Source organism: Leucobacter musarum subsp. musarum, assembly GCF_001273845.1.
GTDB classification, from domain to species: Bacteria; Actinomycetota; Actinomycetes; order Actinomycetales; family Microbacteriaceae; genus Leucobacter; species Leucobacter musarum.
In genome coordinates, this window is the sequence record NZ_JHBW01000062.1 from 64001 (window position 1) to 83897 (window position 19897).

Sequence of the window (19897 nt, forward strand, 5' to 3'; positions counted from 1 at the left end):
TCGGATTCACCCGAGGATTCACCCGCTGGCGAGACTGAGTCCAGGAATCTGTGCGTCGGGACTTCGACCTCGCGTTGTCGGAGGGGCGCGATACGCTTTCGGGGTGGACTACTGGGCAGAAATCGTGGGTCAGCCCGATGCTGTGCGCATGCTCGACGCGGCATCGGCACCCGACGCGGTTCCGGCGCACGCCTGGCTCATCACTGGCCCGCCGGGGTCAGGTCGGTCGAATCTGGCCTTCCGGTTCGCCGCCGCGCTCATTGCGCGCGGCCACGACCGCGATTCCGTGTTCGAGCAGGTGCGCGCGCGAACGCACCCCGATCTCGGCGTGCTCACCACGCAGAAGCTGCTCATCGATATCAAGGCGGCTCGCGAAATCGTCACGACGGCGCACTACTCGCCCGCCGAGGGGCGCTACCGGGTGATCGTGATCGAAGATGCCGACCGCATGCCCGAGCGCACGTCGAATGTGCTGCTGAAAGCACTGGAAGAGCCGCCCGAGCGCACCATCTGGGTGCTGTGTGCACCGAGCGAGGCCGATCTGCTCCCCACGATCCGGTCTCGAGCGCGCTCGCTACGCCTGGTCACGCCGAGCCCGACCGACATTGCGCGTCTGCTGCATGAGCGCGACGGCATCAACGCTGAGGCGGCGGAGCGCGCGGCGCGGCTCGCGCAGAGCCACATCGGCATGGCGCGCCGACTCGCGAGCGATCCCGATGCGATGCAGCGCCGCGAGCGCACGATCGAGATCGCACTCGGCATCCAGACGCTCGGAGACGCCATGCGCGCCGCCGCTGCACTGGTCAAAGTGGCCGAGGCCGACGCGGCGGCGATCACCGAGGAGCTCGACGCGCGTGAGCGCGAGGAGGCGATGCGCGGCCTCGGCCTGGCGCCGGGGGCGGCGATTCCTCCGCAGATGCGGTCGCAGATCCGGGCCCTCGAGGAAGACCAGAAGCGGCGCGCCACGCGCAGTCTGCGCGACGGGATCGACCGTATTCTGACCGACTTGCTCTCGCTGTTCCGCGATGTACTGCTGGTCGCGCTCGACGCCGAGCCAGAACTCGTGAACCGCGAGCATGAGGCAGCGATCCGCGAACTCGCGGCCCGCTGGGGCGCAGAGCGCTCGCTCTCGGTGGTCGCGGCCGTCGAGGCGGCGCGCGATCGGCTGAAGCGCGGCATCACACCGGGTCTGGTGCTCGAGGCTCTGTTTGCGCTGCAGAGCACGGCAGATTCGCGCACGCTCGAGGGTGCGCGATGAGCGCGCGACGACGCCAGGGGCGCGCCGGCCGGGCGCTCGCTGCGGTGGCCTTGACTGCTGCGGCCGCGCTGGCGCTCAGCGGCTGTGCGCCGATCAGTGCCCTGATTCAGGGCGCGCTGCAGCGCACACCCCAACTTCCGTCAATTCCTGAGCGCACGGTCGCCGGGTTCGGCGCGCAGCAACCCGAATGGGTGGCGTGCCAGAACGGGTTGCAGTGCGCCGTCGTCAACGCGCCGCTCGACTGGGCCGATCCGGCCGGTGAGACCATCACGCTCAGCCTGGTGAAGCAGCCGGCGCTCGGCGGTTCGGCGCTCGGTTCGCTCTTCGTGAACCCCGGCGGGCCGGGTGCATCGGGCGTCGAGTACCTGTCGGGCGGTGTCGGCGGCGCAGTGCAGAACGACGTGCAGCAACAGTACGACGTGATCGCCTGGGATCCGCGCGGAGTCGGCCAATCGAGCCCCGTAACGTGTCTCGACGCCGCGGGCATGGACGACTATCTCTTCGGTGATGAGGGTACAGCCGATATCGAGGTCGGCAGCGACGAGTGGATCGCGGCATCGAAGCAGATGAGCACCGAATTCGGCCAGGCCTGCCTGCAGCGCACCGGTGACCTGCTGGGGCATGTGAGCACCGCAGAAACGGTGCAAGACCTCGACATGCTCCGCGCCATCGCGGGCGACCCGAAGCTCAACTACCTCGGCTATTCCTATGGCACGTACATCGGTGCACGGTACGCGGATGCCTACCCCGAACACGTCGGCAGGCTCGTGCTCGACGGGGCAATGGATCCGTCTACCAGTATCGGTGACGTCGTGCGCGAGCAGACGCGGGGCTTCGAGCAGGCGCTGCGCGCGTACGCGACGGATTGCCTGACGCGCGACGACTGCCCGCTCAATGGTCCGGTCGACATCGGCATGGCGCAGATCAGTGCGCTCCTCGATCGCGTTGAAGCCGCCCCGCTGCGGGGGTCAGACGGTCGCGAATTCTCGGTGTCCACGATGATCACCGCTATCATCACCCCACTCTATTCGCAGAGCAACTGGGGATACCTCGACCAGCTGTTCTCGTCAGTCGCCGAGGGCAACGCCGACATCGGGCTGTCGCTCGCAGATTTCTACTACGATCGCGAGAACGGCGAATATCTCACGAATTCGACCGAGGCGTTCTCGGCGATCAACTGCCTTGACTACCCCGCGGGCAACACCGACCCCGCGGTGATGCGCGCAGAAGCGGCGGAGTTGAACGAGATCGCACCGACCATCGGGCGATACCAGGGGTACGGTGACCTCTTCTGCGCCTCGTGGCCCGAAGCGCCGGCAGCGGAACGCGGATCTGTCGAGGCGGCGGGTGCCGACCCGATTCTGGTCGTCGGCACGACGGGTGACCCGGCAACGCCCTATCGCTGGGCGGAGTCGCTGGCAGATCAGCTCGACAGTGGAGTGCTCGTCACGTTCAATGGCGAGGGGCACACGGCTTACGGCAATAACTCCTGCATCAACGGGGTGATTGACGACTACTTCCTCACCGGTGCGACGCCGAGCGCGGATCCGCAGTGCCGCTAACCGGTGACGACGTGGGCGAGCGCGTCGTCGATGTGCAAACAGTGCCCCACATCGTGCTAAAGTGATTTCTCGTGTGCGAGAGAGATTTCGCACCGCGCCGACTTAGCTCAGGGGTAGAGCAGTTCCCTCGTAAAGAACAGGTCCCGGGTTCAAATCCCGGAGTCGGCTCCGTTGGAAACAAAGGCCGTCCGCCCGATTGGGTGGGCGGCCTTTTCGTTTCGTGGCCGCATCACCGACAGTTCCCGAAAGGGGCCAGCGAGTCGCGTCTCCTGGGTCAGGTCTACGGGTGAGCTGGACTCCGGACATGAGCTGCCCCCTCGCCCGGGTGTGGAAACGAGGGGGCAGGGTGTCTCATCTGTGCGAATCGACGCGTCCCGAGCCTCGACGGTGTATGGGGTACACAAGGACGATCGAGGCTGGACGATAAAAGATCCTGCCATGGTTCTCAAGATTATGGAAGACACAATAATTAACCCAAGCAGTGAATTGTTTCCTGAATTGCACAACTTGTGTCATACTTTTCGGCATGGGGTACATCACACACGGAAACCGTGAATACGAGTTCGAAGACCGCACATTGGCCCACCTCAAAGTGGTGATCGGCCAAAAGCTCAGCCGGAGAGAACCGTTCTTCCTGAGTTGGTCACTTCCCATCGCGAAGGGGAGCGGCCGCTACGAGCTCTGGATCTCAGAGCACTCACCGATTGCGTTCCGCTTCTCGGGCGGGAAACAGCCAGAACTCAACCAAGACTGGCTCCGAGCACTCCTCGCGATCTCGCACAGCTCGCGCGGGCTCGTTGTGCTCACTGAGATGGACGCCCTGAAATGGGCAAAGCGTAACCCCGTTCTGGCGGCGTAGGAGAAGGCCATGAGTAATATCGTCGAAAACCCTGACGTTCGGAAACTCCGTGAACGTTTGCGCGCTGCGTGGGATTATGAGCTCCAGAACCACCCATTCGCGAGCGGTGATTTCGAGAACCCGTACGGTGCCGATGAGCCATCTTTCGATGAGCTCATTCAGCCCCGGCTTCCCGAGTTCGACTCGGCGAACGAACGGCCGCTGCGATACGCAGACCAATTATTCGCTGCGGCCTGACGAAAGACATACCAGTAACAGTATCCTCAGTCAACCACTGGTCAGAACTTTCTCCACTGCCAGTCTGAGCCGTATGGGGTACTTGATACACGGCAATCACGAGTATGCGTTCGAAGATCGGCTGCTCGCGCACCTGAAGACCGTGATCGGTCAGAAACTGCTCAAGCAGGAAGGGTTCTTCCTGAGCTGGACGAAGACCGCGGATGAGGGAAGCGGCCGAGTGTCGGTGTGGCTGTCGCCGCACGTCACCGTGGCCTTTCGGCTCGGCGGAGATCGGATCGAACTGAATCCCGTGTGGATCCGCGCGCTCGCCGCGCTCTCACACACGCAGCGCGGTCTGGTCGTCGTCAGCGAAGAGGAAGCGGAGAAGTACGCGAAGCGTGCGCCCGACTTGATCTAGGCGCGGTGCGTGAGACCGTGAACGCGGAGGCGCTACTGCGCCGTGAGTTCGCGTGAGATCTCTTCGGAGGCGAGCTGCGACTCGGCGACCAGCGCGGCATCTCCTGGGCGATCCGGGTCGAGCCAATCGTCATGGAAATCGCGCGGCAGCACGAGCGGCATGCGCGGCCACACCTCGGCGGCTTCACCAACGGCGTCGCGAGTGACCATCGAGTACGAGATGAGCTCGGAGCCGTCGTCGAGAGCGACGGTCGAGGTCAGTGCGGCGATGCCGAAGGCCTCATCGCCGGGCAGCCGGAAGCGGCCCTGCTTCTCCACGTACCAGGTGGCGGGCAGGATCGCCCGGTGCTGAAACGGGCGCTTCCATGAGCGCAGCAGCTTGTCGTCACGCGAATTGAACGCGGAGAATTTCACGGGCCCACTCGCGTCGAGCCAGAGCCACCACCAGGCGAGCTGCACGGAGCGCTCGCCGACGGCATCGGCGCGAATCACGGGGTTGAGATTGCGGGCGTTCTTGCCGGTGATCTTCGCGCCCGTCGACCGCTGCTCGATCCAGGCATCGATCAGCGCAGCGTTCTCGGGCTCGCTCAGCGGATCGAGATCGAGGGGAAGCGACCCGCTGAGTCCATACGACGCGCACATGTAGTCAGGCTACGCCTCAAGACGTCGCTTAGCCTAGAAGTTATGAGTGCTTCGACGGCAGTTCTCCCGACGAAACCCGGAAAGCAGCCTCGCGTCGCCTTCTGGGACAACGCGCGGTTCTCGCTGATCGTCCTGGTGGTCATCGGCCACATGATCTCGACGGTGCGGGGCGACACCCCGCTCGCCTACGGCATCTACACCTACATCTACCTCTTCCACATGCCCGCGATGATTCTGCTGAGCGGCTACTTCTCGCGTGCAAACGCGTCGGCGAAGACGGTGCGATCGACCGTGCAGCTGGTGGTGCTCTGGATCATGTGGGAGGCGATCTGGGCGGCCATCGACTTCGTGGCCTGGGACAGCGCGCCGGGTGATTCGTTCCTCGTCTCGCCGTCGTGGACGCTGTGGTTCTTGGTCACACTGGTGACGATGCGCATCATTTTGCCCTACATCTCGCAACTGCGTCATCCGCTGCTGTGGTCGATCGGTCTCGCGCTCGTGGGCGGTGCGATTCCGGTCATCAACTCCGACTTCTCGGCCGCGCGCACGCTCACGTTTCTTCCGTTCTTCGTCGCCGGGTGGCTCGCCCGAGAGCGCGGATGGCTCGACGGAGACTGGTTTGCCAGGCCCGCACGATGGGTGCGCGCGGCGTCGTGGGCGCTGCTCGGAGCCGTGGCGGCCGCACTCGCCCTGATCCCGGGGCTGCAATCGTTCTGGGGTGTCGACGATTGGTTGACGTGGCGCGACGGGTACGCCTGGAAATTCGAGAACGCCCCCATCGGTGACTGGGAACCGCACCTGTGGATCGAGACGACGCTCGGAGGCATCGCCGTCGCCGCCGGCCTCCTGGCGCTCGCGGCAGCCATGACGTTCGCGCTGCTCGGAGTGACCTCCCGGCGCAAGCGATTGACCACGGCGTGGGGTGCGCGCACCCTGTCGGTGTACCTGCTGCACGGCCCAGCTGTCTGGGGGCTGCGGCAACTCGGCGTGATCGATGCCATCGGCTCGCTCGGGGAGGCCGGTATCGCGATCCTCATCGTCATGTCGATCGCCCTGGCAGCGCTGCTCGCACTCGCCCCGGTCGAACGCCTGTTCTCGTGGGTGCTGACTCCGAACATCGATTGGATGCTGAAGCGGCGCGACGAGGGCGAGCGCCAGAACGGCAGAATCAAGGGGGACTGACCGGCACAGAACCGGTAGGCTCAGCATCAGCTATGGATGACCTGAGCGAGAGGGATCTGGCATGGTGCAGGCACGATCTGCGTCGCAGTCGGGGATGTCGCTGTGGCGACAGCGCCTCCGAGCTCGCCGGGGTGTGCTCGTGGCCCTGCTGGCCGCGGGGACCGCGACGCTGGTCGGTTGCGCGTCGATTCCCGTCGATCATGCGTGGCAGCCGCCGCAGTGGCAGGATCGCGCAACGGGTGCGGTGACGATCGAGACGACCGCCGCCACCGCAGCATCGACTGATACGGCTCCCGTCGCGACGGAGAGCGCGCTCTCCCTGCAAGACACCGTCGGGCCGGGGGCGACATCGGGGCGCATCCGCAACGACGGCATCCACCTGCAGGCGCGATACATCGAGATCGCCGGTGCAGCGGCCTTCAACGCCCGGGTGCGCGGGTTGCTCACCGAGGCAATTTCGAGCACCGGCGCCACCTACGTTCCCGAGGTGTTTCCGGCCTCCGCGGGCCTGGGAGATCGCGGCTGCATCGCCGGTGCGCTCACGTGGCCTGCCGCGCAGGTGCTCTCCGACGAGCGCACCGGCCCCGCGGGCGGCACGGGCAGCGCCGTCGTCTGTGAAATCACCTCGGCGTTCTACTCCGTGGTCGGGGTCTCGTTTCGCACGGTCGTGGGCACGCCGACCGATGTGACCGCCGACCGTACGCGCACCTTCTTCATCGATGTCGCCACCGACACGCTCACCGAGAGCGCGGCACTGTGGGAGCCGGCAGCGGCGGCCGATCTCTGGACGCGTGTCGCGGAGTCCCTGCGCCGTGACGCCGGGGCGCTGAGCGCCGCGCCGCTCGCCGAACCCGACGCCGCGCAGCTCGAGCTCGCACAGCGTGCGCTCGAGACTGCGGGGTACACCCCCGAAGGCGGGGCGACCTTCGTGATGCCTGCAGGCCTCACCTCACCCGAACTCGAACAATTGGGCGTCGAACCCGCGACCGAGCCCATTCCGGTGACCATCGACGCCGAGGTGCTCGACGAGTGGGATAGCGATACCGCGGAGTCGTTGTTCGCCAGGCGCGGCACCCCGTTCTCGGGCCTGCCCGAGTGGCGAGCCGATCTTCCGGTCGACTGCGCGCTCGTCGCCTGCGTCGCCGTCACCTATGACGACGGCCCGTCGTCGCACACCCAGCAGCTGCTCGACAGTCTGCGCGCCGAGCGCGCACCGGCCACGTTCTACATGCTCGGACCAGCAGCGCAGCAGCAGCCGGATCTCGTGCGCGCCGCTGCCGCCACCGGCTTCGAGATCGGCAGCCACACGATGACCCACACCGACCTGACCACGCTGAAGCCCCGCGCCGCGCGTGCCGAAGTGCTCGATGCCGAACGCATTCTGAGCGACCTCGTGGGGGCTCCCGTGCGTACGTACCGCCCGCCCTACGGTGCGGTGAACGACGCAGTGCTGCGCGCGGTGCAGCAACCCGCGGTGCTCTGGACGATCGATACGCTCGACTGGAAGGACCCGGGGGTCGACGAGCTCGTCGCCCGGTCGGCCGATGTGGCGAAGCCCGGAGACATCATCCTCTTCCATGACACGCACGGAGACAGCGTCGAGGCGGTCGGGCCGGTGATGCGCGGTCTGCGCGATCGGGGGCTGACCCCGGTGACGGTGAGCACGATGTTCGGCGGTTCGCTGCCGAACGGCAAGGTGTTCGGACGATGAGCGCCGCGCCGACGACGCAGGCAACACCCGAGCCGCGTCGCGCGCGACGCTGGCCCCGCGCGCTGCTGCTCTCAGCCCTCGCGTTCGTCGTCGTGCTCGTCGGCTACGGAGCCACGCTCGCCCCGGCGCACGTCGCACACCTGCAGGAGCGCGTCGCAGACGGATCGGAATCGATCGATCTCGGAGGCGACGCCGCGCTGATCGCACCCGAGGGGTGGGTGGTGCGGCCACTCGTGCGCGAACTCATCTCGTGGCCGCCGCTGCCGCCGCTGCTCGACTGGTCGGTCGTGTTCGGTGCGCAAACCGGCGTCGTGCTCACGTCGCCCGACGGGGTGCTGGCGGTGGAACTGCTCGAAACCGCGGAGACGACGCCCGGCGCGGTCCGTGCCGAGTTCGGGGCGGCGCGCGGGTCGGAGGAACAGGCCGACCTCGGCGATGACCACCGACGCAGCGAGCAACTCGCCTCGGGCCTTCGCCTCACGCACTTCGACGGCGACACCGTCGTCTTCGCGATGCTGATGCCGAGCGACGAGGCTGAGCCGGGCCAGACCGTCGGGGTGCTCGCCCGAACGAACGGCGCGGATATCGACGGGTACCGTCCCGCGCTGAGCGAGCTGCTCGAGAGCGTCGCGCTCGCAGACTGAGCGCAGCGCGCCGCGCGCCACCGCCGCCCGGGCCGGAACCGCCGCCCGATCCGCCGCCCGTGACCGGCGCTCAGTCGTCTTCGGGCACCAGCAGCTGGTGCTGTGCGAGCTCGCGGTACAGCGGTGTGTTTTCGACCAGTTGCTCGTGGGTGCCCTCGCCGATCACGCGGCCTTCGTCGAGCACCACGATTTTGTCGGAGTCGATCACGGTCGAGAGGCGGTGCGCGATCACGATGAGCGTGCGGCCGGTCGACACCGCGTCGAGCGCCTCGCGCATGAGGCGTTCGTTCACACCGTCGAGGCTCGCGGTCGACTCGTCGAGCAGCAGGATCGGCGGAGCGGTGAGCAGTGCGCGCGCGATGGCCAGGCGCTGCTTCTCGCCGCCCGACAGCATCACGCCGTTCTCGCCGACGGGCAGGTCGAGCGCCCCGGCGAGCCCGCTGCTCGCGGGGCCGGACTGCCAGGAGCCGGCGCGATCCAGCAACCCACCAAGGTTCACCGCGCGCAGCACCCGCTCGCACGCGGCGTCGGTCGCGTCGGGGGCGGCGAGCAGCAGGTTCTCGCGCAGCGTGCCCGCGAGCACGGGCGCGTCTTGCTCGACGTAGCCGAACTGACGGCGCAGCTCGGCGCGGTCGAGCGACCGGATGTCGGCACCGTGCAGAGCGACGACGCCCGATTCGGGATCGTAGAACCGTTCCACGAGGCCCAAGATCGTCGACTTGCCCGCGCCCGACGGCCCGACGAGCGCAACCCGCGACCCGCGAGGCACGGTGAAGCTCACGCCGCGCAGCACGTCGGTCTCGATGAGGTCGGCGGGCGCGGCTTCGGCGTCGCGACGCGAACCGCGGCCGCCTCGCACGAGCTCGCGGGCGTCGGCGCGCTCAGGGGCGGCGGAGCGATACGTGAAGTGCACGTCGCGCAGCTCGATGGCGGGGGCGGTGTCGTCGCATGCCTCATCGAGGGGCACGAGGCGGCCGGCGGGGGATCGCTCGGCGTCGTGCTCGGTCTCGGTCTCAAGGCCCGCGATCTCTTGGATGCGGCCCAGCGCGCCGAGCGCCTGGTTGATCGCGGCGATCGCGCCGAACGCCTGGCCGAGCGGGGTGACCATCAAGAATAGGAAGATGATGAAGGTCACGAGCTGCGCGATGGTGATGGCACCGGTGGCGACGCGGTAGCCGCCGAGCCCGAGCACCACCAGGAATGACAGCTGCAGCGCGAGGAACGACACCGGCACGATGAACGCCGAGATGCGGGCGACCTTCACGCCGAGCACGTACGCCTCGGTCGCGTCGCGCTCGGTCGCCGCCTGCTCGCGGTCGGCCGCGCCGGCGGCCCGAATGGTGCGGATCGACGAGATGGAACGATCCACCTGCGCGGCGAGGTCGCCCACCTTCTCTTGCGCCCGAGCCACGGCCGGGCGAATGCGCGACGACACGGCGACCACCACGACGAGCGCGACGGCGATGACGCTGAAGGTGATCCCGAACAGTGCCGGATCGATCACGAGCATCCCGACGAGCGCACCCACGAAGATGAGGAGGCCGCTGATCGCCTCGACGAGCCCCTGGGTGAGTACGGCGCGCAGCAGCGTCGTGTCGCTGCCGACGCGCGAGACGAGGTCGCCCGTGCGGCGGCGGTCGAACTGCGAGATCGGCAGGTGCAGAATCTTCGCGATGAGGCGCTTGCGGCTGGTGAGCACCACACCCTCGCCCATGCGCTGCAGCACGTAATGCTGCAGGCCGCTGAGCACGGCGCCGACGACCACGATCGCCGTGAGTGCCGCCAGGAAGCCGCCGAGCGGCAGACCTTCTTGCACCCGCGTGATGATCTGGCCGAGCATTGGCGGCTGCACGAGCGACGCGACCGCGGCGACGAGGCCGAGTACGAGAGCGATGACGAGCAGGCGGCGCTGCTCGAAGAGGTACGGGATCAGCTGGCGGATTGACGCGCGCGGGCCGCGGGGCGTCTGGTCCGTCGCGTCAGCGCCCCCGCGTCGGCCGCGCGTGCGGGGCCCGGGGCCGCCGCCCGAAGTGCTGTCGGCTGAAGAAGAAGCTGCTGGTGCTGCTGACCCGGTCACCCGCCCAGCCTACGCGCTCGGGGCTGGGTGATCCGCCGTGCTGCTCCGCCGCCCCCAGCTGTCCCACCGACCGCTCCCAACCGCCCTCACTGCCCGCCCCCAACCGGATTGGGGCAACTTCGGACCAGTGTGGGCGCCGAGAAGCGCCGAAACACCGGTCCGAAGTTACCCCGATCGCAGAAGTGCGGGTGGGGCGGCGCCGCCGCTACGCCGTGATGGCGCGCAGTTGCATGGCGAGGTGCAGTGCGGCTTCGGCGGCCTCGCGGCCCTTCGACTCCGGGGCTCCGGGGCGGCCCGAGCGGTCGATCGCCTGCTGCTCGGTGTCGGTGGTGAGCACGCCGAAGCCGACGGGCTTGCCGGTGTCGAGCTGCACGCGCGTCAGGCCGTCGGTCACCGACGAGCTGATGTACTCGAAGTGCGGGGTGCCGCCGCGGATCACGATGCCGAGGCAGACCGCAGCGTCGAACCCGCCGCCGCCCGATTCGCGCGGGGTGAGCGCGATCTGCGCCGCGAGGGGCAGCTCGAACCCGCCTGCCACAGTGAACGTCTCGTGCTCGGCACCGGCGGCCGAGACCGACTGCTGCGCGCCCGCGACGAGGTGATCCATGATCTCGGCGTGCCAGCTGCCGCCGATGATGGCGACCCGCAGGCCGGTGGCGTCGACGGTGAGATCCGGGGCTCCGGCTCCGCTCATGTGGTGCTCCTTCGAAAGGGGTGGGTGGGGTGCAGGATCGCCGAGCCTACTGGCTGTCGCGCACGTTCTCGGGCAGCTGGTGCCCCATGCGGTCGCGCTTGGCGGCGAGGTAGTTGAGGTTCTGCTCGGTCACGCCGATGAGCAGCGGTACGCGCTCGGTGACGGTGATGCCGTGTGCTTCGAGCTGCGCGACCTTCTCGGGGTTGTTCGTGAGCAGGCGCACGTGGTCGATGCCGAGGTCGGCGAGGATCTCGGCCGCGGCGATGTAGTCGCGGGCGTCGGCGGGGAATCCGAGCTGCAGGTTGGCGTCGAGCGTATCGACGCCCTGCTCCTGCAGCTGGTACGCGCGGAGCTTGTTCGCGAGTCCGATGCCACGCCCCTCGTGACCGCGCAGGTAGATCACGACGCCGCCGACCTCGTGCACGCGATCGAGTGCGGCGTCGAGCTGCGGCCCGCACTCGCACTTCAGCGACCCGAAGGCTTCGCCCGTGATGCACTCGGAGTGCACGCGCACGAGCGCCTGACCGCTGGGCAGCGAGCCATCGGGGAGCGGGGCGACCAATGCGACGTGGTCGATGCCGGCGCGGCGGTCGCGGTAGGCCATCGCGCGGAACTCGCCGTGCTCGGTCGGCAGCAGGGTGTCGGCGCGCAGGCTCACCCCGCGTCGGATCTGCTCTTCGGCCGCGGGGGCGCCCTCGGGGTCGTGCGTGTTCAGGTAGGCGATGAGCTGCTCGATGGTGATCACCGGCACGCCCTCGCGCGCGCCGAGCTGGATGAGCTCGGGCAGACGCATCATCTCGCCGTCTTCGGCGACGATCTCGGCAATTGCGGCGACCGGGCGCAGGCCCGCGAGCTGCATGAGCTCGACGCTGGCCTCGGTGTGCCCGTCGCGGGCGCGCACGCCCCCGTCGACCGCGCGCAGCGGCAGCACGTGGCCGGGGCGGCGCACGTCGGTCGGCACGGCGTTCGGGTTCGCGAGCGCGCGCAGCGTCGTGGAGCGGTCGCTCGCGCTGATGCCGGTGGTGACGCCGTGCGCCGCATCGACGGTCACGGTGTACGCGGTGCCGCGCACGTCTTCATTGCGCGACACCATCATCGGCAGCTCGAGCTCGTCGGCGATGGCGTTGGTCATCGGGGCGCAGAGCAGGCCCGACGACCAGCGCACGGTCCAGGCGATCCACTCGGCCGATGCGAGCTCCGCCGAGATGATGATGTCGCCCTCGTTCTCGCGATCCTCATTGTCGGCGACGATGACCGGGCGGCCCTCGCGGATCGCGGCGACGGCCTCTTCGATGGTGGAGATGCCGGGCGTGCGCGGGGGTGCGGACTCGGTGGTGCTCATGCGCGGGTTCCTTCGGTGGTGGCGGACAGCTCGGAAGCGGAGTCGAGGTCGACGGCCGTAGGGCCGACGCCGAGGCGCAGCATGCGGGCGACGTGGCGGGCGAGGATGTCAGTCTCGACGTTCACCCGGTCGCCGGGCTGCAGGCCGCCGAGGATCGTGGCGACGAGCGTCTCGGGAATCAGCGACACCTCGAACCACTGCTCGGGCTCCGACTCCGCCGAGATCGACGAGACGGTGAGCGAGACGCCCGAGAGGGTGACCGAGCCCTTGTCGACGAGCAGGGGGGCGAGCGCGGCGTCGAGCGAGAACCGCAGCACGCGCCAGGCCTCGTGCTCAGTCGCCGAGATGAGCGTGGCCGTGCCGTCAACGTGGCCCTGCACGATGTGGCCGCCGAGGCGCGTGTCGACGCGTACGGCGCGCTCGAGGTTGACCCGGGTGCCGGGGGCGACGTCGCCGATCGTCGACATCTTGATCGACTGCGCCATCACGTCGGCGGTGAAGGTCGCACGGCCGTCGGGGGTTTCACCGCGATCGATCACGGTGAGGCAGACGCCGGAGACGGCGATCGAGGCGCCGTGCGCCGCGTCGCTGGTGACGGTCGGGCCCGCCACGACGAGCCGCAGTGAGTCGTCGACCGGTTCCACGGAGACGATCTCGCCGATTTCTTCGATGAGTCCAGTGAACATCAGGATCCTTCCGTGGAGATGCCGCGAGCGGCGTGGGGTGCAGTGTCGGTGGGCAGTGCAGTGTCGGTGTGCGGTGCAGTATCGGGGCGGGCCGCGAGTCGGGCGGTGACGAGCAGATCGTCGCCGAGCGCCGTCGTGGTCGCGTCTGACAGGCGAGCGATCGCGTCGATGCTCGGGATGCCGAGGTCGCCGATTGCGAGCTTCGGCCCGCCGAGCAGCGCGGGGGCGACATAGACGAGCACCTCGTCGGCGAGCCCGGCGGTGAGCAGCGCGCTCGCGACCGCGGGCCCACCCTCGACGAAGACGCTGCGGATGCCGCGCGCCGCGAGGGCCGCAAGATCGGCGGCGAGGTCATCACCGGTGAGCTGGATCGGCGCCGCGAGACCGTGCGCCGCCAGCGCCGGGTGCTGCCGCAGGCGCGCGGCCTCGGGGATCGCGCGATGGCCGAGCACCACCGGGACCGGTTGATCCGCCGCGGGCACCAGCAGATCACCCTGCGCGTCGCGTGCCGTGAGCGTCGGGTCGTCGGCGAGCAGCGTGCCGGTGCCGATCAGGATCGCGTCGGCCGCGGCGCGGCGCACGTGCACGTCGGCGCGGGCTTCGGGCCCGGTGATCCACTGGCTCGACCCGTCGGTCGCCGCAGCGCGCCCGTCGAGGGTCTGCGCCCACTTGACGATGACGCGCGGCCGTGTGGTGGCAAGGTCGTCCGTCGGTTCGGGGGCGGCATCGGTGGCAGTGACGGGAGTGCCGGCTCCGCCCTGCGCCGCCAACCACGGCCCGAGCAGCGCGCGCGCCTCACCGGGCAGCACGTCGCCACGCACCTCGATGCCGGCGTTGCGAAGCGTGTCAGCGCCTCCCGATGAGGCCTGGCCCGGATCGGAGAGCGCGTACGCGACCGCGCCCACGCCGAGCTCGACGAGCGCGACGGCGCAGGGGCCGGTGCGGCCGGTGTGGTTGCAGGGCTCAAGGGTGACGACGGCGGTCAGTTCGCGGGTGCGGGATCGCCACTCTGCCGGGAGGTGCGCGATCGCGTCGACCTCAGCGTGGGGGGTGCCGGCGCCGCGGTGCCAGCCCTCGGCGACGATGCGCCCCTCGGGGTCGAGCAGCACGCACCCGACCTGCGGATTCGGGGTGTCAGAGGGGCCGCGGTGGGCGATCGTCAGCCCACGCCGCATGCCGTCCTCGATGAGGCTCTGATCGAGCATCCCGGTCCGCCGTTCTCCACTGCGTGCCGGGTGCGCAGGGTCGACGGACGCCCGTCACCCGCGCGTTCCTCTCATCCGGACTCGAACGCCGTGAGGCGTCCATCACCGTCGGTATCGGAATTTCACCGATTCAACATCGTGGGTACGACGCTCGCGGACTGTCACCGCCGGTTCGGAATCACACCGACCCCGGAACACGATCATCATCGTAGTCCGCATCGACACGAAGCGTGAATGCGGTCGCATTGATTTCGCCCGGGGCGCAACACGGCGCAACATTGCGTGGGGTCGATGGGGTCGAGAGCGGGATCAGTCGAACAGATCGGCGAGCAGCTTGCCGCTCGCGATCACGTTCATGGTGAGCACGATGATGAGCGCGTTGAAGAAGAACGCCATCGAGGTGTGCCACACGATGGTCCAACGCATGCGGGTGCTCGTGATCTGCACGTCGGAGACCGCAAACGTCGTCGCGTTGGTGAACGCGAGGTACACGAAGTCGACCAACCGGGGCTCGGGGGTGCCGGGGAACACCAGCGTGGGCTCTGCCGCACGGTGGTACCTCGAGTAGTAGATGCGGGCGAACCCCCAGTTGAAGATCGCCCACGACAGCAGCATGGCCCAGACCGCGGAGAATTCAGCGATCGGCTCATGCGTGCCGAGGCCGAGTTCTGAGATGAGGTCGAGCGCGACGACGAGACCGATCGCGCTCGCGCCGAACGTCACGATCGTCGACAGCGCGCGGGTGATCGGGTGGCCGACGATGATGCGCACCGCGGCGGGGTCGGGCCGGTCGACCCGCACGAGTACGTTGAGCGCCACAATCGTCGCGCCCAGGTAGAGCGACGCGATGATGCACCACACGATGAGCTGCACCGTCGACGTCGCTTCGTCATCGGTGCCCCACACGACCGAGGCGCCCACCCACACGAGCAGCAGCTGCACGAGCAGGCCGCCGATCTCGTTGGTGACGGAGAACGCGGTCGATGCGCGGGCACCCCGCGATGCCCGTGCCGAGACCGCGGCGCTCGCCGCAGCCGGCTCAGTCATGGCCCGAACCCGACGCACCGGCGGCCGCCGACGACACGAGGTCGCGCATCGACGCGTCGGGCAGGTAGGCCCGCGTCAGCGCGATGCCGATGCGAGGCAGGTCGCCCTCGTCCCTGAAGAGCAGATGCAGCGACTCGGATCGCGGATTGAACTTCTGCTTGAAGCGATGGAGCGAGGAGAAGCCGTAGAGGGGTTCGAGCAGACCGCCGAGCTGATCCAGCACCTGATCGACCGGGCCCGCCTCGGCCGCCGACGGCCGCACCAGCGGCGCCCCCGACAGCGAGACGAAGTCGAACCCCTCATCAGAGAAGTGCTTGGCCGAGGAGGCGATCAAGAACTCCATGACCGGGCCGAAGCCGCCGTCACGGCGGCGCATGAGATCGAGGGTCCACCCGACGATGCGGGGCTCGCCGGAGTCGGCGGCGGCCGGCCCGTACACGGGCAACCACGAGGTGACCCCGTGGAGGTTGCCCTCGGGGTCGACGGCGAGGCCCACGCGCACATCGCGATCGAGCGCCTCCTCGACCGTGCCGAGCGTGAACTTCATCTCGGGGAGCCCCTTGTCGCCCGCCCACTGCTCCGAAATCGCCCGAACCTGCGCGAGCACGTTCCACGGCTCGTCGGCGAGGGTGACCATGCGGAACGAGATGTCTTCGCGGCCCGCCCGATTGATCGCGGTGCGCACGGCGCCCCAGGCCTTGCCGGTGAACGCGAGCCCGGGAAGATCGACGATGGTGTCTTCGGCCACGACGACGGAGCGCCACCCGGCCGGCTTCGCGGCGGCCGAGGCCGCGCTGGCCGAGAAGGCGCACGGGATCAGCCCGGCCTGCTGCGTCGTGTGCGCGAACTGCTCGAGCGCGTCGGCGCGCTCGGTATCGGGCACGATCGGGTCGCCGAGAACGATGGCGACGCCCGCGTGCGCCTGATAGGCGATCGCGCCCTCGCCCGCGGCGATGCGCTGGTTCGCCTCCCACGTGGTCATCCACGAGATCGTGCCGCCGCCGAACTGCTCAAGTCGGTCGATGAGCTGGTCGCGGGTCAGCGGCTCGGCGGCGAGTTTGCGGCGCGACTGCCGCAGGCGCACGCGGAACGCGCTGCGGCTCACGATGAGGAACACGACGATGGCGAGCCACAGTAGGGCAGGGGCGAGCAGCAGTGCGAAGAGTTCGCGCGGCGAGTCGATTGCGCCGGCCGCGACCGCGGTCGGAATCAGGATGAAGCCGAGGATCGCGGTCGCCAGGTTGAAGAGGCCGAGCACGAGCGCCGCGATCCAGGCCACTCGATAGCCCTTGCGAATGCCGTTGGCGATCAGCGCGATGACCACGATGTCGATCGCGACGTCGACGAACGACGCCGCGGGCTGGTTCGAGCCGAGGGGGCCGTCGAACGGAACGACGAGGTCGATGATCTGGATCACGCCGACTGCGATGAGACCCGAGAGCCCGATGAGGCGCCACTCGCGCTGCGTGGGCCGCCCCGCTGGGTGGCGGAAGGCGGGCAGCCAGCCGCTCGCAACGAGGCCGACCGTCATCGCCACTGCGTGCTCCAGATCGTAGAGCTCGCCGAGGTAGAGCACCGAAATGCCGACCCACAGGCCGATCGCGATGCGGGCGCGCAGGCGCCACGGGGCCGGGAGCGTCGCGATCGCGAACACCAGGGCGGTGAACGCCGCGCACGACGGACCGACGTCGAGATCGTTCGAGAGTCGCACCGCCCACACCCAGCCCGTCTGAGAGACGAGCAGCAGGATGCCGGCGGCGCCGAGCACGCCCAGCACGTGCCCGCCGAGCGCGAGGGCCGCGGTGCGCAGTGCGCCGAAGCACCATTCGGCCCAGCCGAGGCCGCCGACGACGAGCGGGAGAAGCGTCAGGTAGACGAGCGGGTGATCCACGAAGAACGGCGAGGTGAAGATCGTCCACCAGCGGCCCTCTTGGAATGCGGGGAGCCCGGTGGCGACATCGGCGTACCAGGGCTGATCGACCGTCGGCTGCCACAGGGTGCCCGTCGAGATGCCGACAATCAGGAGCGCGAGGATGAACGCGATGGTGAATGGTGTGCGGCGCGCAACCGCGATGACCCGGTTCGGAGTGCGTACGTCGGGTCTCGCTGGGGCCTCGGCGGCAGTCATGGACTCAGTCTAGAGATCGCGGTGTGAGGCGGCTAGCGTTGATTCCGGGCGGGAACTCCGCCCGTCTGCAACGCGAGGTCGCGGGCTGCCGCGGCCGGAACTGGAGTGGTGATGCGCGCCGTAACGTACGTCAGAAACAACACCGTCGAGATCCATGACAAGCCAGTACCCGAGATCGCGCCCGATGAGGTGCTGCTGAAGGTCGGTGGTGCGGGGCTCTGCCACTCCGACATCGCGATCATCGGCTTCGGCGACGACAACCCGCTCATCGGCAGCACGCTCGGGCACGAGGTCTCGGGAACGGTCGAGCAGCTCGGCGCCGACGTGCGGGGCTGGCAGGTGGGGGATCGCGCGCTCGTCGCCCTCATTCTCGCCTGCGGGCAGTGCCGCGAATGCCTCGCGGGTCGCGACAACCAGTGCGAGACGGTGTACCCGCGCGAGGCCCTCGCGCCGCTGTCGCCCGGCATCGGCAGCCCCGGCGGCATGGCCGACTACATCGCTGTGAAGTCGCACCACCTCGATCCGATCGGCGACCTCGACCTCGTCGCCGCGGCGCCGCTCGCCGATGCGGCGCTCACCCCCATGCACGCCATCAATACGGTGCGGGATCGCATGACCGGCGATTCCACCGTCGTGACGATCGGGCTTGGCGGCCTCGGTCACATGGCGCTGCAGATTCTCGCCGCGACGACCGGTGCACGCATCATCGCGCTCGATACCGACACCGAGAAGCTCGCCTTCGCCGAGTCGCACGGCGCCGACCTCGCACTGCCGAGCAACGGCGACGCTGCTGCGCGCATTCTCGCGGAGACCCGGGGCGTCGGCGCCGATGTCGTCTTCGATTTCGTCGGCGTGCAGCCCACCGTCGACCTGGCGCTCGCCGTGGTGCGCGGCGGCGGGGCGATCCGATTCGTCGGGCTCGGTGAGGGCGCGTTCAGTTATGTCGCCGGCAGCGGCACCCCACTTCCGTGGGGCGTCAACATCGAGCGCGCGTACGGCGGCACCCGGTCGGATATGCGCCAGGCGGTCGCGCTCGCACGCGCCGGCAAGATCGGCGTCGAGGTGGTGCGCTACTCGCTCGACGACGCGGTGCAAGCATTCGACGACCTGCACCACGGGCGTGTGCAGGGGCGCGCGGTGCTCGTGCCCTAGCAGGCGACTGCTGCGGGCGCCCGGCGATCCTGCGTGCGCTCAGGCCGCCGCAGCCGTCGGCGCCCGCAACTCCGCTGCCGATGCGCGCAGGCACGCGAGGAATGCGCGGATCGCTGCACCGTGATCGCTGCGCACGCGCCGTGCGGCCAGCAACTGCGTGGTCGGTGAGCCCGCAAGCGGCACCGTCACGATCGTCGGAGGCACGAGCTGCCCGATCGACTCGGGAAGAATGCTCGTGCCGACCCCGGCGGCGACGAAGCCGATCGCGGTCTCCTGATGCACGACCTCCTCGGCGACACGGGCGACGCTGCCCGCCTCGCCGAGAACCTGGGTGACGCGATCCACGAACCCTGACATCATCGCGCGAGGGTAGGTGATCATCGGCACGGCACTGATGTCGTGCGCGGTGACCTCCTGCGCGGAGGCCAGCGGATGCGTGCGGGGGAGGCAGGCGACGAGGCGCTCTTCGTAGACGACCTCGGTGCGGATCGCCGACGCTGCACGGCCGCTCACCCCGGGGGCCTCGTCGCGCACGATCGCCACATCGAGCGAGCCGTCGCGCAACCGCTCGAGTTGCTCGGACGAGGTGAGGGGCACGAGCTCGAGCGTGACGCCGGGGCGTTCCGCGCGGAACCGACGGGCCACTCCCGGCAGCACGGTCGAGTTCGCCGAGCTGACGAAGCCGACGCGCAACGTGCCGGTGAGTCCGTCGGTGAAGTCGCGCAGCTCGCCGCGCACCTCGTCGAGTTCGGCAAGTACTGCACGGGCCCGCGTTTGCAGGTGTCGACCGGCGGCGGTGAGGCGCACACTGCGCGTCGAGCGTTCGAACAGGGTGACGCCGAGCTCGTGTTCGAGGCGCGAGATCTGCAGGCTCAGCGGGGGCTGCGACATGTGCAGCTGTTCGGCCGCGCGGCCGAAATGGAGCTCGTCTGATACGGCCAAGAAGTAGCGCAGCTGACGGAGTTCCATGGGGTCACGATACGCCGCGAATGTTCCCATTCCGTTACCGGTTGATTACGAGCGAAACGGTATGAATTCCCGGTCAAAAGGGTATTTGACTGGGGGATGAAAC

18 protein-coding genes, 1 tRNA gene and 1 riboswitch are annotated in these 19897 nt (G+C 68.8%); of the genes, 10 read left to right on the forward strand and 9 right to left on the reverse strand.

Translation table 11 applies throughout. The features are described 5' to 3' along the window. Window positions 1-103: 103 nt before the first annotated feature. The 6 genes from CH42_RS00485 to CH42_RS00510 all read left to right on the forward strand — a co-directional run bounded on the left by CH42_RS00485 (window position 104) and on the right by CH42_RS00510 (window position 4316). Window positions 104-1258, forward strand: coding sequence for a DNA polymerase III subunit delta' (locus CH42_RS00485; RefSeq protein WP_075205165.1), 1155 nt, complete (start codon window positions 104-106; stop codon window positions 1256-1258). Then, window positions 1255-2820 (forward strand): alpha/beta hydrolase, encoded by a 1566-nt coding sequence (locus CH42_RS00490; protein ID WP_053351260.1) that lies wholly within the window; start codon window positions 1255-1257, stop codon window positions 2818-2820. The genes CH42_RS00485 and CH42_RS00490 overlap by 4 nt, the downstream gene beginning before the upstream one ends. Before the next feature lie 96 nt (window positions 2821-2916). Further along, window positions 2917-2988: transfer RNA gene (locus tag CH42_RS00495), tRNA-Thr, on the forward strand. A gap of 358 nt (window positions 2989-3346) precedes the next feature. Continuing rightward, complete coding sequence (locus tag CH42_RS00500; protein ID WP_053351261.1) at window positions 3347-3679, forward strand: DUF7882 family protein; 333 nt, start codon at window positions 3347-3349, stop codon at window positions 3677-3679. Window positions 3680-3688: 9 nt separating this feature from the next. After that, window positions 3689-3916 carry a hypothetical protein gene (locus CH42_RS00505; RefSeq protein WP_053351262.1) on the forward strand — a complete coding sequence of 76 codons (228 nt, stop codon included), beginning with the start codon at window positions 3689-3691 and terminating at the stop codon, window positions 3914-3916. 73 nt (window positions 3917-3989) lie between these two features. Continuing rightward, window positions 3990-4316: a DUF7882 family protein gene (locus tag CH42_RS00510; protein ID WP_053351263.1), complete on the forward strand. Its 327-nt coding sequence runs from the start codon at window positions 3990-3992 to the stop codon at window positions 4314-4316. A gap of 32 nt (window positions 4317-4348) precedes the next feature. Here CH42_RS00510 and CH42_RS00515 read toward each other — a convergent pair whose 3' ends face one another. Then, window positions 4349-4957 carry an SOS response-associated peptidase family protein gene (locus CH42_RS00515; RefSeq protein ID WP_053351264.1) on the reverse strand — a complete coding sequence of 203 codons (609 nt, stop codon included), beginning with the start codon at window positions 4955-4957 and terminating at the stop codon, window positions 4349-4351. Between the two features lie 42 nt (window positions 4958-4999). Here CH42_RS00515 and CH42_RS00520 point away from each other — a divergent pair, with 42 nt between their 5' ends. The 3 genes from CH42_RS00520 to CH42_RS00530 all read left to right on the forward strand — a co-directional run bounded on the left by CH42_RS00520 (window position 5000) and on the right by CH42_RS00530 (window position 8494). Further along, entirely contained in the window at window positions 5000-6139 is a 1140-nt protein-coding gene (locus CH42_RS00520; protein WP_053351265.1) for an acyltransferase family protein, read from the forward strand. A gap of 61 nt (window positions 6140-6200) precedes the next feature. Further along, window positions 6201-7850, forward strand: coding sequence for a polysaccharide deacetylase family protein (locus CH42_RS16155; RefSeq protein WP_053351266.1), 1650 nt, complete (start codon window positions 6201-6203; stop codon window positions 7848-7850). After that, window positions 7847-8494 (forward strand): hypothetical protein, encoded by a 648-nt coding sequence (locus CH42_RS00530; RefSeq protein WP_053351267.1) that lies wholly within the window; start codon window positions 7847-7849, stop codon window positions 8492-8494. The genes CH42_RS16155 and CH42_RS00530 overlap by 4 nt, the downstream gene beginning before the upstream one ends. A 70-nt stretch (window positions 8495-8564) precedes the next feature. Here CH42_RS00530 and CH42_RS00535 read toward each other — a convergent pair whose 3' ends face one another. The 7 genes from CH42_RS00535 to CH42_RS00565 form a co-directional block, all read right to left on the reverse strand. Beyond that, the gene (locus CH42_RS00535) at window positions 8565-10571 is read right to left on the reverse strand and encodes an ABC transporter ATP-binding protein (protein WP_053351268.1); all 2007 of its coding nucleotides are present in this window, start codon (window positions 10569-10571) and stop codon (window positions 8565-8567) included. A 205-nt stretch (window positions 10572-10776) separates the two neighbouring features. Then, complete coding sequence (ribH, locus tag CH42_RS00540; protein WP_053351269.1) at window positions 10777-11265, reverse strand: 6,7-dimethyl-8-ribityllumazine synthase; 489 nt, start codon at window positions 11263-11265, stop codon at window positions 10777-10779. Between the two features lie 46 nt (window positions 11266-11311). After that, the gene (locus tag CH42_RS00545; protein ID WP_053351270.1) at window positions 11312-12607 is read right to left on the reverse strand and encodes a bifunctional 3,4-dihydroxy-2-butanone-4-phosphate synthase/GTP cyclohydrolase II; all 1296 of its coding nucleotides are present in this window, start codon (window positions 12605-12607) and stop codon (window positions 11312-11314) included. Further along, complete coding sequence (locus CH42_RS00550) at window positions 12604-13293, reverse strand: riboflavin synthase (RefSeq protein WP_053351271.1); 690 nt, start codon at window positions 13291-13293, stop codon at window positions 12604-12606. Before CH42_RS00550 ends, CH42_RS00545 begins: the two co-directional genes overlap by 4 nt. Then, window positions 13293-14498 carry a bifunctional diaminohydroxyphosphoribosylaminopyrimidine deaminase/5-amino-6-(5-phosphoribosylamino)uracil reductase RibD gene (locus CH42_RS00555; protein ID WP_082309195.1) on the reverse strand — a complete coding sequence of 402 codons (1206 nt, stop codon included), beginning with the start codon at window positions 14496-14498 and terminating at the stop codon, window positions 13293-13295. The genes CH42_RS00550 and CH42_RS00555 overlap by 1 nt, the downstream gene beginning before the upstream one ends. A gap of 59 nt (window positions 14499-14557) precedes the next feature. Next, window positions 14558-14699: riboswitch (FMN riboswitch) on the reverse strand. A 108-nt stretch (window positions 14700-14807) separates the two neighbouring features. Further along, window positions 14808-15545 (reverse strand): DUF1345 domain-containing protein, encoded by a 738-nt coding sequence (locus CH42_RS00560; RefSeq protein ID WP_053351365.1) that lies wholly within the window; start codon window positions 15543-15545, stop codon window positions 14808-14810. After that, entirely contained in the window at window positions 15538-17673 is a 2136-nt protein-coding gene (locus CH42_RS00565) for a DUF2156 domain-containing protein (RefSeq protein ID WP_053351272.1), read from the reverse strand. The genes CH42_RS00560 and CH42_RS00565 overlap by 8 nt, the downstream gene beginning before the upstream one ends. A gap of 111 nt (window positions 17674-17784) precedes the next feature. Between CH42_RS00565 and CH42_RS00570 the strand changes: the two genes are divergently transcribed. Then, entirely contained in the window at window positions 17785-18825 is a 1041-nt protein-coding gene (locus CH42_RS00570) for an alcohol dehydrogenase catalytic domain-containing protein (RefSeq protein ID WP_053351366.1), read from the forward strand. A 39-nt stretch (window positions 18826-18864) separates the two neighbouring features. Here CH42_RS00570 and CH42_RS00575 read toward each other — a convergent pair whose 3' ends face one another. After that, window positions 18865-19794 (reverse strand): LysR family transcriptional regulator, encoded by a 930-nt coding sequence (locus CH42_RS00575; RefSeq protein ID WP_053351273.1) that lies wholly within the window; start codon window positions 19792-19794, stop codon window positions 18865-18867. Window positions 19795-19897: the final 103 nt, after the last annotated feature.